The organism is Enterobacter mori LMG 25706 (assembly GCF_000211415.1).
Classification (GTDB): Bacteria; Pseudomonadota; Gammaproteobacteria; order Enterobacterales; family Enterobacteriaceae; genus Enterobacter; species Enterobacter mori.
Genome location: NZ_GL890778.1, coordinates 138,384 through 152,635, shown reverse-complemented (window position 1 = coordinate 152,635; position 14,252 = coordinate 138,384). Strand labels below are relative to the sequence as shown.

At 55.3% G+C, this 14,252-nt stretch carries 14 protein-coding genes and 1 tRNA gene; 9 read left to right on the top strand and 6 right to left on the bottom strand.

The features are described from left to right. Genes ENTMO_RS0116920 through yejF form a run of 3 tightly spaced genes read left to right on the top strand, consistent with a single transcriptional unit; the run spans position 1 to position 3,710 of the window. Positions 1–1,095 carry a microcin C ABC transporter permease YejB gene (locus ENTMO_RS0116920; RefSeq protein ID WP_010433480.1) on the top strand — a complete coding sequence of 365 codons (1,095 nt, stop codon included), beginning with the start codon at positions 1–3 and terminating at the stop codon, positions 1,093–1,095. Then, positions 1,095–2,120 (top strand): ABC transporter permease, encoded by a 1,026-nt coding sequence (locus ENTMO_RS0116915; protein WP_010433477.1) that lies wholly within the window; start codon positions 1,095–1,097, stop codon positions 2,118–2,120. Before ENTMO_RS0116920 ends, ENTMO_RS0116915 begins: the two co-directional genes overlap by 1 nt. Next, on the top strand, positions 2,121–3,710 hold the full coding sequence (gene yejF, locus ENTMO_RS0116910) for a microcin C ABC transporter ATP-binding protein YejF (RefSeq protein ID WP_010433474.1): 1,590 nt from the start codon (positions 2,121–2,123) through the stop codon (positions 3,708–3,710). Positions 3,711–3,713: 3 nt separating this feature from the next. Here yejF and ENTMO_RS0116905 read toward each other — a convergent pair whose 3' ends face one another. The 3 genes from ENTMO_RS0116905 to rsuA all read right to left on the bottom strand — a co-directional run bounded on the left by ENTMO_RS0116905 (position 3,714) and on the right by rsuA (position 6,258). Further along, positions 3,714–4,058 (bottom strand): YejG family protein, encoded by a 345-nt coding sequence (locus ENTMO_RS0116905; RefSeq protein ID WP_010433471.1) that lies wholly within the window; start codon positions 4,056–4,058, stop codon positions 3,714–3,716. Positions 4,059–4,337: 279 nt separating this feature from the next. After that, the gene (locus ENTMO_RS0116900) at positions 4,338–5,534 is read right to left on the bottom strand and encodes a Bcr/CflA family multidrug efflux MFS transporter (protein ID WP_010433468.1); all 1,197 of its coding nucleotides are present in this window, start codon (positions 5,532–5,534) and stop codon (positions 4,338–4,340) included. A 16-nt stretch (positions 5,535–5,550) separates the two neighbouring features. Further along, a complete protein-coding gene (gene rsuA, locus ENTMO_RS0116895) occupies positions 5,551–6,258 on the bottom strand; it encodes a 16S rRNA pseudouridine(516) synthase RsuA (protein ID WP_010433466.1) in 708 nt (235 codons plus the stop codon). A gap of 151 nt (positions 6,259–6,409) precedes the next feature. Between rsuA and ENTMO_RS0116890 the strand changes: the two genes are divergently transcribed. Together ENTMO_RS0116890 and rplY are read left to right on the top strand one after the other, a co-directional pair. After that, positions 6,410–8,170, top strand: a complete 1,761-nt coding sequence (locus ENTMO_RS0116890) for a DEAD/DEAH box helicase (protein ID WP_010433465.1) — start codon at positions 6,410–6,412, stop codon at positions 8,168–8,170. Positions 8,171–8,295: 125 nt separating this feature from the next. Continuing rightward, complete coding sequence (gene rplY / locus ENTMO_RS0116885) at positions 8,296–8,580, top strand: 50S ribosomal protein L25 (RefSeq protein WP_010433464.1); 285 nt, start codon at positions 8,296–8,298, stop codon at positions 8,578–8,580. A 52-nt stretch (positions 8,581–8,632) separates the two neighbouring features. Here the strand turns inward: rplY and yejK are convergent, their stop codons facing one another. Next, positions 8,633–9,640, bottom strand: coding sequence for a nucleoid-associated protein YejK (gene yejK, locus ENTMO_RS0116880; RefSeq protein WP_010433463.1), 1,008 nt, complete (start codon positions 9,638–9,640; stop codon positions 8,633–8,635). 134 nt (positions 9,641–9,774) lie between these two features. Between yejK and ENTMO_RS0116875 the strand changes: the two genes are divergently transcribed. From ENTMO_RS0116875 to ENTMO_RS0116865, 3 genes are all read left to right on the top strand, one after another. After that, on the top strand, positions 9,775–10,002 hold the full coding sequence (locus ENTMO_RS0116875) for a YejL family protein (RefSeq protein WP_001135586.1): 228 nt from the start codon (positions 9,775–9,777) through the stop codon (positions 10,000–10,002). A 19-nt stretch (positions 10,003–10,021) separates the two neighbouring features. Continuing rightward, positions 10,022–11,779 carry an LPS biosynthesis-modulating metalloenzyme YejM gene (gene yejM / locus ENTMO_RS0116870; RefSeq protein WP_010433458.1) on the top strand — a complete coding sequence of 586 codons (1,758 nt, stop codon included), beginning with the start codon at positions 10,022–10,024 and terminating at the stop codon, positions 11,777–11,779. A gap of 73 nt (positions 11,780–11,852) precedes the next feature. Beyond that, positions 11,853–11,929: transfer RNA gene (locus tag ENTMO_RS0116865), tRNA-Pro, on the top strand. Between the two features lie 35 nt (positions 11,930–11,964). On the opposite strand, the gene ENTMO_RS0116860 is transcribed toward ENTMO_RS0116865, so the two are convergent. Continuing rightward, complete coding sequence (locus ENTMO_RS0116860) at positions 11,965–13,152, bottom strand: MFS transporter (RefSeq protein WP_029485149.1); 1,188 nt, start codon at positions 13,150–13,152, stop codon at positions 11,965–11,967. Between the two features lie 126 nt (positions 13,153–13,278). Beyond that, positions 13,279–13,539 (bottom strand): DUF2534 family protein, encoded by a 261-nt coding sequence (locus ENTMO_RS0116855; RefSeq protein ID WP_010433451.1) that lies wholly within the window; start codon positions 13,537–13,539, stop codon positions 13,279–13,281. 202 nt (positions 13,540–13,741) lie between these two features. On the opposite strand from ENTMO_RS0116855, the gene eco reads away from it, so the two are divergent. Beyond that, positions 13,742–14,248 (top strand): serine protease inhibitor ecotin, encoded by a 507-nt coding sequence (gene eco / locus ENTMO_RS0116850; RefSeq protein ID WP_041951435.1) that lies wholly within the window; start codon positions 13,742–13,744, stop codon positions 14,246–14,248. Positions 14,249–14,252 lie beyond the last annotated feature (4 nt).

Genomic DNA, 14,252 nt, shown 5'->3' with positions numbered 1-14,252 from the left:
ATGGGTGCTTATCTGATCCGCCGCTTGCTGCTGGTTATCCCGACGCTGTGGGCCGTCATCACGATTAACTTTTTCATCGTCCAGATTGCCCCTGGCGGACCGGTGGACCAGGCTATCGCCGCCGTGGAATTTGGCCACAGCGGGGGAATGCCCGGCGGCGGCGGTGAAGGGATGGGCGCGAGTCACGCAAGGACCGGCGTGGGTAATATCAGCGAAAGCCACTACCGCGGCGGGCGCGGGTTGGATCCAGAGGTGATCGCCGAGATCACCCATCGCTACGGCTTTGATAAACCGCTGCATGAGCGTTATTTCAAGATGCTCTGGGATTACGTCCGCTTTGATTTTGGCGATAGCCTGTTTCGCAGCGCATCCGTGCTGACGTTAATTAAGCAAAGCCTGCCGGTTTCCGTCACCCTTGGTCTGTGGGGAACGTTGATTATCTATCTGGTCTCCATTCCGTTGGGCATTCGAAAAGCGGTCTACAATGGCAGCCGCTTTGATATCTGGAGTAGCACCTTCATCATCATCGGCTATGCGATTCCGGCGTTTCTGTTTGCGGTTCTGCTTATCGTCTTTTTCGCCGGGGGGAGTTATTTCGATATTTTCCCGCTCCGGGGATTGGTGTCAGCTGATTTCAGCACCCTGCCGTGGTATCAAAAAATCACCGATTATTTCTGGCACATCACGCTGCCGGTGCTCGCGACGGTCATTGGCGGTTTTGCAGCGCTGACGATGCTGACCAAAAACGCCTTCCTTGATGAAATCCGTAAACAGTATGTTGTCACCGCGCGCGCAAAGGGCGTGGGTGAAAAACAGATCATGTGGAAGCATGTTTTCCGCAACGCGATGCTGCTGGTGATTGCCGGATTCCCGGCCACCTTCATCAGTATGTTTTTTACCGGCTCGCTGCTGATAGAGGTGATGTTCTCCCTGAACGGTCTGGGACTGCTGGGCTATGAGGCCACCGTCTCGCGCGATTACCCGGTCATGTTTGGCACACTCTATATTTTCACCCTGATTGGCCTGCTGCTGAATATCATCAGTGATATCAGCTATACGCTGGTCGATCCCCGAATCGATTTTGAGGGCCGCTGATGCCGCGTTTAAGCCCCGTCAACCAGGCCCGCTGGGCACGCTTTCGCCACAACCGCCGCGGCTACTGGTCGCTGTGGATCTTCGCCGTGCTGTTTATCTTAAGCATGTGCGCCGAGCTGATTGCGAACGATAAGCCGCTGCTGGTGCATTTTAACGACCGCTGGTATGTGCCTGTGTTGAACAACTACAGCGAGAGTGATTTTGGTGGCCCGTTTGCGACCCCGGCTGAATATCAGGATCCGTGGCTTCGCGATCAAATCGACAGGCACGGCTGGGCGCTCTGGGCCCCCATTCGCTTTGGCGCAAATAGCATAAACTTTGCTACCTCAACCCCCTTCCCTTCGCCTCCCTCCGCGCAGAACTGGCTGGGAACCGACGCGAACGGCGGTGACGTGCTGGCGCGCATTCTCTATGGCACGCGGATTTCTCTGCTTTTCGGGCTGATGCTGACGCTCTTTTCCAGCGTCATGGGCGTCGTTGCGGGTGCCGTTCAGGGCTATTACGGCGGAAAGCTCGATCTCTGGGGGCAACGCATCATTGAAGTCTGGTCGGGAATGCCAACGCTGTTTCTGATCATCCTGCTGTCCAGCGTAGTGCAGCCTGGCTTCTGGTGGCTGCTGGGGATCACCGTCCTGTTTGGCTGGATGGCACTGGTGGGCGTAGTGCGCGCGGAATTTCTGCGCACGCGTAACTTTGACTATATCCGCGCCGCACAGGCGCTGGGGGTCAGCGATCGGGCGATTATTTTCCGCCATATGCTCCCCAACGCCGTGGTCGCAACCCTGACCTTTCTGCCCTTTATTTTGTGCAGTTCCATCACCACCCTCACCTCGCTTGATTTCCTTGGTTTTGGGCTGCCGCTCGGCTCGCCATCGCTCGGCGAACTGTTGCTGCAAGGCAAGAACAATCTTCAGGCGCCGTGGCTTGGCATCACTGCGTTTCTCTCAGTGGCCGTGCTGCTTTCGCTGCTGATCTTTATTGGCGAAGCCGTGCGCGATGCCTTTGATCCCGACAAGGCGGTATAGATGACGCAACCTCTTCTGAGCATTGAAAACCTCTCTATTGCCTTTTCGAAGCAGGGCGAGACCCGCACGGTGGTGAATGATCTGTCACTGCAGATCCAGCGCGGCGAAACGCTGGCGCTGGTGGGGGAATCGGGTTCCGGTAAGAGCGTTTCGGCCCTCTCCATCCTGCGTCTGCTCCCTTCCCCGCCGGTCAGCTATCCGCAGGGTGACATTCTGTTCCATGGCAGTTCGCTGCTGCATGCGGATGAACAAACCCTGCGCGGGATCCGCGGCAATAAGATTGCCATGATTTTTCAGGAGCCGATGGTCTCGCTCAACCCGCTGCATACGCTGGAAAAACAGCTCTACGAAGTGCTGTCACTTCACCGGGGCATGCGCAAAGAGGCGGCGCGGGGTGAAATTCTCGATTGCCTTGAGCGCACGGGCATTCGCAATGCCGCCAAACGGCTGACCGATTTTCCGCACCAGCTCTCCGGCGGAGAACGTCAGCGCGTGATGATCGCCATGGCGCTGCTGACGCGTCCTGAACTGCTGATCGCCGATGAACCGACGACGGCACTGGACGTGACGGTTCAGGCGCAGATATTGACGCTGTTGCGGGAACTGCGTGACGAGCTGAACATGAGTCTGCTGTTTATTACGCACAACCTGGGCATCGTAAGAAAGCTGGCTGACAGCGTGGCGGTGATGCAAAACGGACGATGTGTTGAGCAGAATACGGCAGCCTCGCTGCTGACGGCACCTCAACACCCCTATACGCAGCGCCTGCTCAACAGCGAACCCTCCGGCGATCCCGTTCCCCTGGATGCCGACAGCGAGCCGCTGCTGCGCGTTGAGGGGCTGGGCGTTTCATTTCCCGTTCGTAAAGGCATTTTACGGCGCGTTGTCGATCGGAACCCGGTTCTGAAAGATATCCGCTTCTCTCTGCGTCCCGGTGAATCGCTGGGGCTGGTTGGTGAGTCGGGTTCTGGCAAGAGCACCACCGGTCTGGCGCTGCTGCGCTTAATCGCCTCGCAGGGTGAGATCCTCTTTGACGGCATGCCGCTTCACACCCGGAACCGTCGCCAGATGTTGCCCGTGCGTCCACGCATGCAGGTTGTTTTTCAGGATCCCAACTCCTCGCTTAACCCAAGATTGAGTATTTTGCAGATTGTTGAAGAGGGTTTACGCGTTCATCGCCCCACGCTGAGCGCTCAGCAACGTGAAGAAGAGGTGATGCTTGTCATGGCTGAAGTGGGATTAGATCCCGCCACGCGCCACCGCTATCCTGCGGAATTTTCTGGCGGTCAGCGCCAGCGCATCGCGATTGCCCGCGCGCTGATCCTGAAACCTGAGTTGATCATTCTTGATGAACCCACCTCTTCACTGGACAGAACCGTACAGGCGCAGATCCTGACGCTGTTAAAAGGGTTACAGGAGAAGCATCGGCTGGCCTATATCTTCATCAGCCACGATTTACAGGTGGTGCGGGCGTTGTGCCATCAGGTGATTGTGTTGCGGCAGGGAGAAGTCGTCGAACAGGGAGAGTGCCAGCGCGTATTCACTGCGCCGACGCAGAGCTACACGCGCCAGCTACTGTCAGCAGACTAGCGCTCAGAAAGGATATTGACCAGAGAAAGGCTCGGCAATCGCCACGCCGAAGTTTTTCAGACGGCAGGTGGCAGCGAATTCATCCTGGCTGTTCACAAACAGGCAAGGCTCGCCTTCGCATTCCAGCACGGAGCTATCCACTTCGATATCCGTCAGCGCCTGACTGAGGCGCTCCATGACCGGCCATGCATTTTCGTCGCTCGGACTCAGCAGTTTGAGCGCAACCAGACAATTCTCGCACCCTGCGCCGCTTTGCGGAATCGGTTCAACTTTCGAACCTGCAAAACCCGCCGACCAGCGATAGCTCTGGGGCAAGCGATGGACAATGGAGAGTTGTAATGTATTCACGTTCGTTCCCCGGAAGCAAAAATTACTTCACAATTTATTTACATTTATAGTATCACATGATTGCAAACCTGCACTATTTAGCGGTTTTTATAGGCATTGCAGGCTCGCGTGGGCGCTATATGTACCCGTTTCTGCGATCTAACTCAACCTTTTTAAATACAATGATGTGACTTTTTACATAAATAGATTTTACATAAAAGAAACAAACACAGGGTAAACGAACAGCGCTTTGGTTGACATGCATCAACAAAAAGGCCCGAATCGGGCCTTCAGTGTGCTTTAGCGAGCGGCTTTACGCGGCCGACTGGCATAAAGATAGAAGAGAATGGAGCTGGTTGCGCAGAAAGCGATTGCCCACAGCATCGGCCATGCAGTGTTAAACGTGGCCATCGAGAGCAGCGCCCCAACGACAGCGCCAATCCCAAAGCGGAACGTCCCCGCCAGTGACGACGCCGTGCCTGCCATATGCGGGAATTCGTCAAGGATGACCGCCATCGCGTTGGAAGAGATCATCGACACGCAGCCGACAAACGCCGCCACGCCCACCACCAGCGCCCAGAAGCCAATCCCCAGAAACGCGCTCACCACCATCCAGATAGCCATTACGAACTGGATCCACAGCCCGGCGCGGAACATATTGATCGCCCCTACCCGCCGTACAAAGCGGCTGTTGATGATGGTCATAACAAACAGGAACACGATGTTCAGCGCAAAGTAATAGCCAAAGTGTTGCGGCGAAACGTGGTTCAGTTCGATATAAACAAACGGCCCGGCGCTCAGGAAGGAGAACAGCCCGGCGAAGCTGAATCCGCTCGCCAGCATGTAGCTCAGCACGCGCTTATGGCGAAACAGCGAGGCAAAATTCCCCATTGTGGTACGAATGTGGAACTTCTGCCGACGCTCGACGGGAAGCGTTTCATCAATAAAGAAGAAAATCATCGCCGAGGCCAGCAGCGCGGCAACCGCCAGGATCCAGAAAATGGCGTGCCAGCTGAACCATACCAGCACGGCACCACCGACCATCGGGGCCACCAGCGGCGCAATGGTGGTGACCAGCATGACGAACGACATCATGCGGGAGAACTCTTCTTTCGGGTAGACATCGCGCATCAGGGCGTTGATCACCACGCTCGCGGCGGCGGCGGCCAGACCGTGGAAAAAGCGCATGATAATCAGCTGATCGATACTCTGCGCCAGCGCACAGGCGACGGCTGCGCCCGCAAAGACCAGCGTTCCGCCCAGGATAACAGGCTTGCGCCCAAGGCTATCCGCCATCGGCCCATACAGAAGCTGACCGATAGCAAAACCGAGAATATAGGTACTGAGCGTCATCTGCGCGCTGCCCGCCGGTACGCCAAACTGCGCGGAAATCACCGGCAACGCGGGCAGATACATATCGATGGAGAGCGGCATCAGCATCGCCAGCAGGCCAAGGATGAAAACGATTTTGAAAGACGAGTGTGGCCTGGTGGTCACAGAGTTCTCCTGAAATTTAGCGTGAAGGCAGACCGACGCTGGCGATCTCTTCTTCCGTTAACGTGCGGTATTCGCCCGGCTCGAGTTCCGGGTCAAGCTCAATCGCACCAATACGTTCACGATGCAGGCCCACAACGTGGTTGCCCACTGCGGCGAACATCCGTTTCACCTGGTGATAGCGACCTTCGCTGATGGTCAGACGCACTTCCGTCGGGGTGATAACTTCAAGCACCGCCGGTTTGGTCAGATCTTTTTCATTATGCAGCTGAACGCCTTTGGTGAATTGCTCTGCCGTGTCATCCGCTACCGGCGACTCCAGCGTGACCAGATAGGTTTTCTCGCAGTGATGGCGCGGAGAGGTGATGCGGTGAGACCACTGACCGTCATCGGTCATCAGCACCAGACCGGTAGTATCGATATCCAGACGACCCGCGGCATGCAGCTTGTGCGCCACTGGCTCATCGAGGAAATAGAGCACCGTCGGGTGATCCGGATCGTCCGTTGAACAGACGTAGCCTTCCGGTTTATTGAGCATGAAATAGCGCGGACCGTGCTGCTGGGTCAGCGGATTGCCGTCATACTCCACCTGATGTTCAGGCTGGAGTTTGAAAGCGGTGTCTTTCACAATATCGCCATCCACGGTAACGCGGCTGGCGCGAATCTCGCGCCCGGCAATAGCGCGGCTTACGCCGAGTTGCTGAGCGATAAACTTATCAAGTCGCATGAAATCTTTTTAGCCTTAATGGTGCTGGAAGTCGGACAACGCGCCCGAAAAAGAAGCAGTCAAGAACGGTTCAGTATAATGGTCTGGCTGCGCCACTCAAGGGAAAAAGTTTCGTGGCATACTATGTGCGGAATAACGAAACTGAGACACCATGACTTTTACACTTCGCCCCTATCAGCAAGAAGCCGTCGACGCCACCCTCGCCTGGTTCCGTAAACATCGGGAACCGGCAGCCATCGTGCTCCCGACAGGTGCAGGCAAAAGCCTTGTCATCGCCGAGCTGGCGCGTCTGGCACGCGGGCGCGTGCTGGTGCTGGCGCACGTTAAAGAGCTGGTAGCGCAAAACCATGCCAAATATTGTGCGCTTGGACTTGAGGCCGATATTTTCGCCGCCGGGCTGAAGCGCAAAGAGAGTCACGGCAAAGTGGTGTTTGGCAGCGTGCAGTCAGTCGCCCGTAACCTGGACCTGTTTCGCAGCGAGTTTTCACTGTTGATTATCGACGAGTGCCACCGCATCAGCGATGACGACGACAGCCAGTATCAGCAAATCCTGACGCATCTGAAGGAAGTGAACCCTCACATTCGCCTTCTCGGCCTGACGGCCACGCCGTTTCGTCTGGGGAAAGGCTGGATTTATCACTTCCATTATCACGGCATGGTGCGCGGGGATGCAAAAGCCCTGTTCAGCGACTGCATTTATGAGCTTCCGCTGCGCTACATGATTAAACATGGCTATCTGACGCCGCCGGAGCGGCTGGATATGCCAGTGGTGCAGTACGACTTCAGCCGCCTGCAGGCGCAAAGCAACGGGTTATTCAGCGAGGCCGATCTTAATCAGGAGCTGAAAAAACAAAAGCGCATTACCCCGCACATCATCAGCCAGATTGAAGAGTTTGCGCAGACGCGCAAAGGGGTGATGATCTTTGCGGCCACCGTTGAGCATGCCCGAGAAATTACCGGGTTGCTGCCCGCTGACGACGCGGCGTTGATCACTGGCGAAACGCCCGGTCCGGAGCGCGACAGCCTGATCGAGGCCTTCAAAGCGCAGCGGTTTCGCTATCTGGTCAACGTGTCGGTGTTAACCACCGGGTTTGATGCGCCGCACGTTGACCTGATTGCTATTTTACGCCCGACCGAATCGGTGAGTCTGTATCAGCAGATTGTGGGCCGCGGCCTGCGCCTCTCGCCGGGCAAAACCGACTGCCTGATTCTGGATTACGCCGGGAATCCGCACGATCTGTACTCCCCGGAGGTCGGCACACCGAAAGGCAAAAGTGACAACGTGCCGGTCCAGGTGTTTTGTCCCGCCTGCGGGTTTGCCAATACCTTTTGGGGGAAAACGACCGCTGACGGTACGCTGATCGAACACTTTGGCCGCCGCTGTCAGGGCTGGTTTGAAGACGATGAAGGCCATCGCGAGCAGTGCGATTTTCGTTTCCGCTTTAAAAACTGTCCGCAGTGCAATGCCGAAAACGATATTGCCGCCCGTCGCTGCCGGGAGTGTGACACGATCCTGGTCGACCCTGATGACATGCTTAAGGCTGCGCTGAAGCTGAAAGATGCCCTGGTGCTGCGTTGTTCCGGCATGGCGCTGCAGCCTGGTGCGGATGAAAAAGGCGAATGGCTGAAAATCACCTACTACGATGAGGATGGCGCAGACGTCAGCGAGCGTTTTCGGGTGCACACACCGGCGCAGCGAACGGCTTTTGAGCAGCTCTTTATCCGCCCCCACACCCGTACGCCGGGGGTGCCGTTACGCTGGATAACCGTTGCCGATATCGTTCATCAGCAGGCGCTGCTGCGCCACCCGGATTTTGTTGTCGCCCGCCGAAAAGGCCAGTTCTGGCAGGTGCGTGAGAAGGTCTTCGACTACGAAGGACGCTTCCGCCGGGCAAATGAATTGCGCGGTTAACGGGACTTTTCGTTGATGTGAGGGGCATTTGAGTATAAAATGCCGCCCGCTTCACATCCGTGAGGCAGAACACTCACCTGCTGCTGGGTCGCCTGTAGTAGGGTTTTAAATACAGAGAGAAATCAATGTTCACTATCGAAGCAGAAGTACGTAACGTGCAGGGTAAGGGTGCGAGCCGCCGCCTGCGTAACGCCAACAAGTTCCCAGCTATCGTTTACGGTGGCGAAGCTGCTCCAGTTGCAATCGAACTGGACCACGACAAAGTATGGAACCTGCAGACCAAAGCTGAATTCTACAGCGAAGTTCTGACCATCGTTGTTGGCGGTAAAGAAGAAAAAGTGAAAGTTCAGGCTGTACAGCGTCACCCGTTCAAGCCAAAACTGTCTCACATCGACTTCGTTCGCGCGTAATCGCAAACTCGTCGAATAAAAACCCCGCTTCTGCGGGGTTTTTTTATGGCTGCTATTTACCGCCAGAGGTGCGGCGCTGCAGCTGATCGCGCAGGTTCGGCGGCGTGCCTTTGATGGTCAGCGTGTCGGTGGCCGGATCCCAGAAGATGCGTTCCCCCAACAGCATGGCGTCAAAGTTGATGGTTAATCCACCGCCGCTACCGGCAAATTTGGTGAGCTGACGCAGCGTACTGCGGTCCGCCGGGAAGCTCTCTTCCAGTTCATAGCCTTTTTCAGCCGTAAATTCCTGGAAGCTGACTTCACTCACACCTGCCAGCTCTTTTGACAGTGATTCCAGCTCAATCTCTTCGCCTGCCTGCAGCTGCTCGTTGCAGTAGCTGTAAACCTGCTGACGCACGGTCTGACGCTCGGATTTATCGAGCTGCGCTTCCGCCGTAAAATCATCAACCGCCTGCAGCAGACCTTTGTTCTGCGCTTTGGCATTCAGACCTTCGCTGGCACCGAGGAAGTCCATAAAGAAATCAGCGACTTTGCGCCCCACGCGCCCTTTCAGGAAAGTCAGATAGCGGGTCGATTCCGGATTGGTTTCCCACTCGGTCAAATCAATACGCGCCACGATATCCGCATGGTTGATATCCAGATAGTGCGTCGAGCTGATGTCCAGCTGCTCATTCACGCGCATGGTGCTTAAGTTGTTCGGCACGGTCACCAGCAGGTATTCCACCGCCAGGTAACGGTAATGGCAGAACAGGACGATACCGCCATCGGCGAACGGATATTTTGCCAGCTCGTCACGCAGACGCCCGGTTGCGGCACGGCTGAATGCCAGGAAATCTTCTTCGCCCTGACGCTGAAGACGCAGGCTATCCGCCAGTTCGCTCTCTTCGCTGAACAAACCATAGGCTTTATTTTTAGCACTGTAGACGCGGTGCAACTCTGCCATCATTTCCACAACGGTCGCCGTGGGTTCAAGTAACGAATCGCGCAGCACCACTTCAAGGGTTTGCTCATCACGCTTGATAAGCTGGTGCAAGGCAATCTGGTTGATTTCCAGACTCATGATAAACTCTCCTTTTAGACCGGGCGGTATTCAACCACCACCAGCGCATGTGTGCAACAGAAGATAAAAAAGGGGAAAAAAAGCTGTTGCTACGGTAATATGTCGCCCTTCTCTCAACAAACTGATTTTGATTTATGCCACAACATTCCCGCTACAGTGACGAACACGTTGAACAACTGCTCAGTGAGCTGGTCAACGTACTGGAAAAACATAAAACGCCAACCGATCTCTCCCTGATGGTTTTGGGAAATATGGTTACCAACCTTATCAACACCAGCGTTGCTCCGGCTCAACGTCAGGCGATCGCCAAATCTTTCGCCCAGGCACTGCAGTCCTCGGTTAGCGACGACCAGGCACACTAAGGGAAACGAACAACAGTTTATGGTGACGAATCGTCAGCGCTACCGTGAAAAAGTCTCCCAGATGGTCAGCTGGGGGCACTGGTTTGCCCTGTTCAACATTCTGTTGGCGATGGTTCTCGGCTGCCGTTATCTGTTTGTGGCGGACTGGCCCACCACGCTTATCGGACGTGTTTACTCCTGGATAAGCCTGGTCGGTCACTTTAGCTTTCTGGTCTTCGCCACCTATCTGCTCATCCTGTTCCCTCTGACGTTTATCGTCATGTCGCAGCGTCTGATGCGGTTCTTGTCCGCCATCCTTGCGACCGCGGGCATGACGCTTTTGCTGATCGACAGCGAAGTCTTTACCCGTTTCCACCTGCATCTCAACCCTATTGTCTGGGAGCTGGTCATTAACCCCGATCAGAACGAGACCGCACGTGACTGGCAGCTGATGTTTATCAGCGTGCCCATTATTCTTCTGATTGAGATGCTGTTCGCCACCTGGAGCTGGCAGAAGCTGCGAAGCCTCACCCGGCGGCGCCATTACGCGAAGCCCGTTGCCGCGCTCTTTTTCATCTCATTCATCAGTTCGCACCTCATGTATATCTGGGCGGATGCGAACTTCTATCGTCCTATCACCATGCAGCGCGCCAACCTGCCGCTCTCGTATCCGATGACGGCACGTCGTTTCCTTGAGAAACACGGTCTGCTGGATGCGCAGGAGTATCAGCGCCGCCTGGTCGAGCAAGGTAATCCGGAAGCGGTCAGCGTGCAGTATCCGCTGAGCGATTTGCGCTATCGCGACATGGGCCGCGGGCAAAACGTTCTGCTGATCACCGTTGATGGTCTGAACTATTCGCGCTACGAGAAGCAGATGCCCGCACTGGCGGCGTTCGCGGATAAGAACATCACCTTTACGCAGCATATGAGCTCGGGCAACTCAACCGACGCGGGTATTTTCGGCCTGTTCTATGGGATATCGCCGAGCTACATGGATGGTGTACTGTCTTCACGCACGCCAGCAGCATTGATCACCGGGCTTAACCAGCAAGGTTATCAGCTGGGGCTGTTCGCGTCCGATGGCTTCAACAGTTCGCTGTACCGTCAGGCTCTGCTCTCTGATTTCTCTCTGCCTGCCGCGCAGAGCCAGTCTGACACCCAGACGGCAAACCAGTGGATTAACTGGCTGCAGCGCTACGCTCAGGAAGATAACCGCTGGTTCTCCTGGGTTGCGTTTAACGGCACTACGGATGACAGCAACCAGAAAGGCTTCACCCGTCGTTACACTCGTGCGGCAGGTGATGTTGATGCACAAATTGCGCGCGTGCTGACCGCCCTGAACGACTCGGGCAAGCTGGACAATACGGTAGTGATTATCACTGCGGGCCATGGCGTGCCACTGGGCGACGATATGGAGAGCATGGCCTGGTCACGTCCGAACCTGCATGTGCCACTGATCGTTCACTGGCCGGGTACCCCTGCGCAGCGCATCAATATGCTTACCGATCATAAAGATGTGATGACCACATTGATGCAGCGCTTGTTGCACGTCAGCACGCCGGCTAACGAGTACTCTCAGGGGCAAGATCTCTTTAGCGCCACTCGTCGTCACAACTGGGTGACTGCCGCAGGTGGCAATACGCTGGCGGTCACGACGCCAGAGCTGACGCTGGTACTGAACAGTAACGGGAGTTATCAGACCTATAACCTTAAGGGCGAGAAGCTGAAGGACCAAAAACCACAGCTCAGCCTGCTGTTGCAGGTCCTGACGGACGAGAAACGGTTTATCGCTAACTGATTAATAATAAACCAGTTAGCGCGTTCTTCCCCTTGCATTCAAAAAGGAATCGAGTAGTATTCTTTTCATGCGTCGGCACGTAGCGCAGCCTGGTAGCGCACCGTCATGGGGTGTCGGGGGTCGGAGGTTCAAATCCTCTCGTGCCGACCAAAACTTTTAAAACCAGCCTTTTACGGCTGGTTTTTTTATTGCAGCGCGTCCGGCGTTTTACGCAAGTAAACCAGCGTAGCCAGGCAAATCACCGCCCCGGCATAAAACGTATATTCTGCGCCTGCCGCTTCCCAGATCACTCCTGCCCCCACGCTGGCAATAAGCAAGCCAACGCCACTGACCATGCTGAAAATGCCGTAGGCGGTGCCGCGTAAATCCGCTGGTGCAGTTTTCGCAATCATTGCCGCCAACAGTCCCTGCGTCATCCCCATGTGCAAGCCCCACAGCGCGACGCCTAAAAGAATCCCGCCCCAGTGGGAACTCAGCGCCAGCACAACGTCGGCACCTATCAATACCACCAACCCCCACTGCAGCAGCCGGGTGTGGCTCATTGAGTCTGAGAGCTTGCCAAAAGGATAGGCTGAAAGGAAATAGAGCAGGTTCATAGCCACCATCACCAGTGGGATCAACGCCAGCGGGACGCCCGACTGCTGCGCGCGAAGCACCAGAAACGCTTCACTAAAGCGAGCCAGAGTGAAGACGGCCCCCAGTCCAATGACCCACCAGCAGCCTTTGCCCAGCCGCTTCAGGTTCTCTTTTTTAATCGGATTGGTTCGCTTATGTTCGACAGGGGTTTTCGGTTCACGAAGTCCGAAGAAAAGTAACGCTACGGCGAGCACGCCGGGGATCACAGCGATCCAGAATATGGTGCGAAAATCGTCGTTCCACAGCAGCATTAACCCGACGGCCAGCAAGGGGCCAAGGAATGCACCGATGGTATCCATAGACTGGCGCAGACCGAACGCCGCACCGCGCAGTTCGGGCGGCGTCACGTCAGCGACCAGCGCGTCCCGCGGTGCGCCGCGGATGCCCTTCCCCACCCGGTCGATGAGTCGTGCCCCCAGAATCATGCCGGACGACGAGGCGATGGCGAACAGCGGTTTGCTCAGCGCGCCCAGCCCGTAGCCCAACACCGCCAGCCCTTTTCGCTTGCCGAGGTAGTCGCTGATTGCACCGGAAAAGACTTTAATAAACAGCGCCGTGGCTTCTGCCAAACCTTCAATAAGACCGATGAAAATCACGCTGGCACCGAGCGTTGTGACCATAAACAACGGCAGCAGGCTGTGAATGATCTCCGAGGAGATATCCATCAACATGCTAACTCCACCTACAACCCAGACTCCTTTCGGGATCCGGCTGAGCGTTGCAAACCGGGATAACATTGAGCATCTCCTGCTTTCTGTAGAACAATCTCGTTCGACACAGAATATCCTGGAAATGCGAATAAATATCATCAGACATAAAAAAAGCCAGCCCGGGAGGCTGGCTTGATTCTCGCCGATAAACGATCAGTGCTTATCACGTCCGCCCAGGAAGAAAATGCCCAGCGGAATGGCAAGCAGAACGGTGAACACCAGGCTGTAAACAAAGATCATCGCCGATTGCAGAACGTACATGCTGGTCGTCCATGCAGAGAGGGGAATGTTGTACTGTTCAATGACGCCAACAATGGTTGCCCGTCCAACGCATGCAGCAGCAATCATAAACACAACCAGCAACGCCAGCAGGAATTTACGGCCTTCAGGTGTTTTCAGTTTTGCGCGAACCATCTCTCTTCCCTTTACAGATGAATAACATTATCTGAGGCTTAAAATAACACGATCTCCCCACCGACTCCATACCAGCATTAAAAACCATTTTTAATGCAAAAATGCAGTTTATTACACTGCACTCAATGAAAATATAAGTAAATCACTCCAATCATTCATGGTGGTTATGTTAATCTCGGCAGGATCGTTTTGACTGAAAGGAATGACTGTGAAAAACGCACCTAAATTTGCTATCGCTCTTATCGCCGCCTGTGTCAGCACCGGGGCTTTCGCCAGTAACACGCAAAGTGAACAGCCGCTTGAAAAAATCGCACCGTATCCGCAAGCGGAAAAAGGGATGAAACGTCAGGTAATTCAGTTACCGGCGCAGCAGGAAGAAGCGAACTTTAAAGTCGAGCTGTTAATTGGCAAGACGCTGGAAGTGGACTGCAACCAGCACCGTCTGGGCGGTCAGCTGGAAAGCAAAACCCTGGAAGGCTGGGGTTACGACTACTATGTCTTCGACAAAGTGACGTCGCCGGTTTCCACCATGATGGCGTGCCCGGACGGCAAAAAAGAGAAGAAATTTGTCGCCGCGTATCTGGGTGATAACAGCCTGCTGCGCTATAACAGCAAGTTGCCGATCGTGGTCTATACGCCTGAAAACGTGGAAGTGAAGTATCGCGTGTGGAAGGCAGATGAAACTGTCGGACAAGCGGTAGTACGTTAAAAAT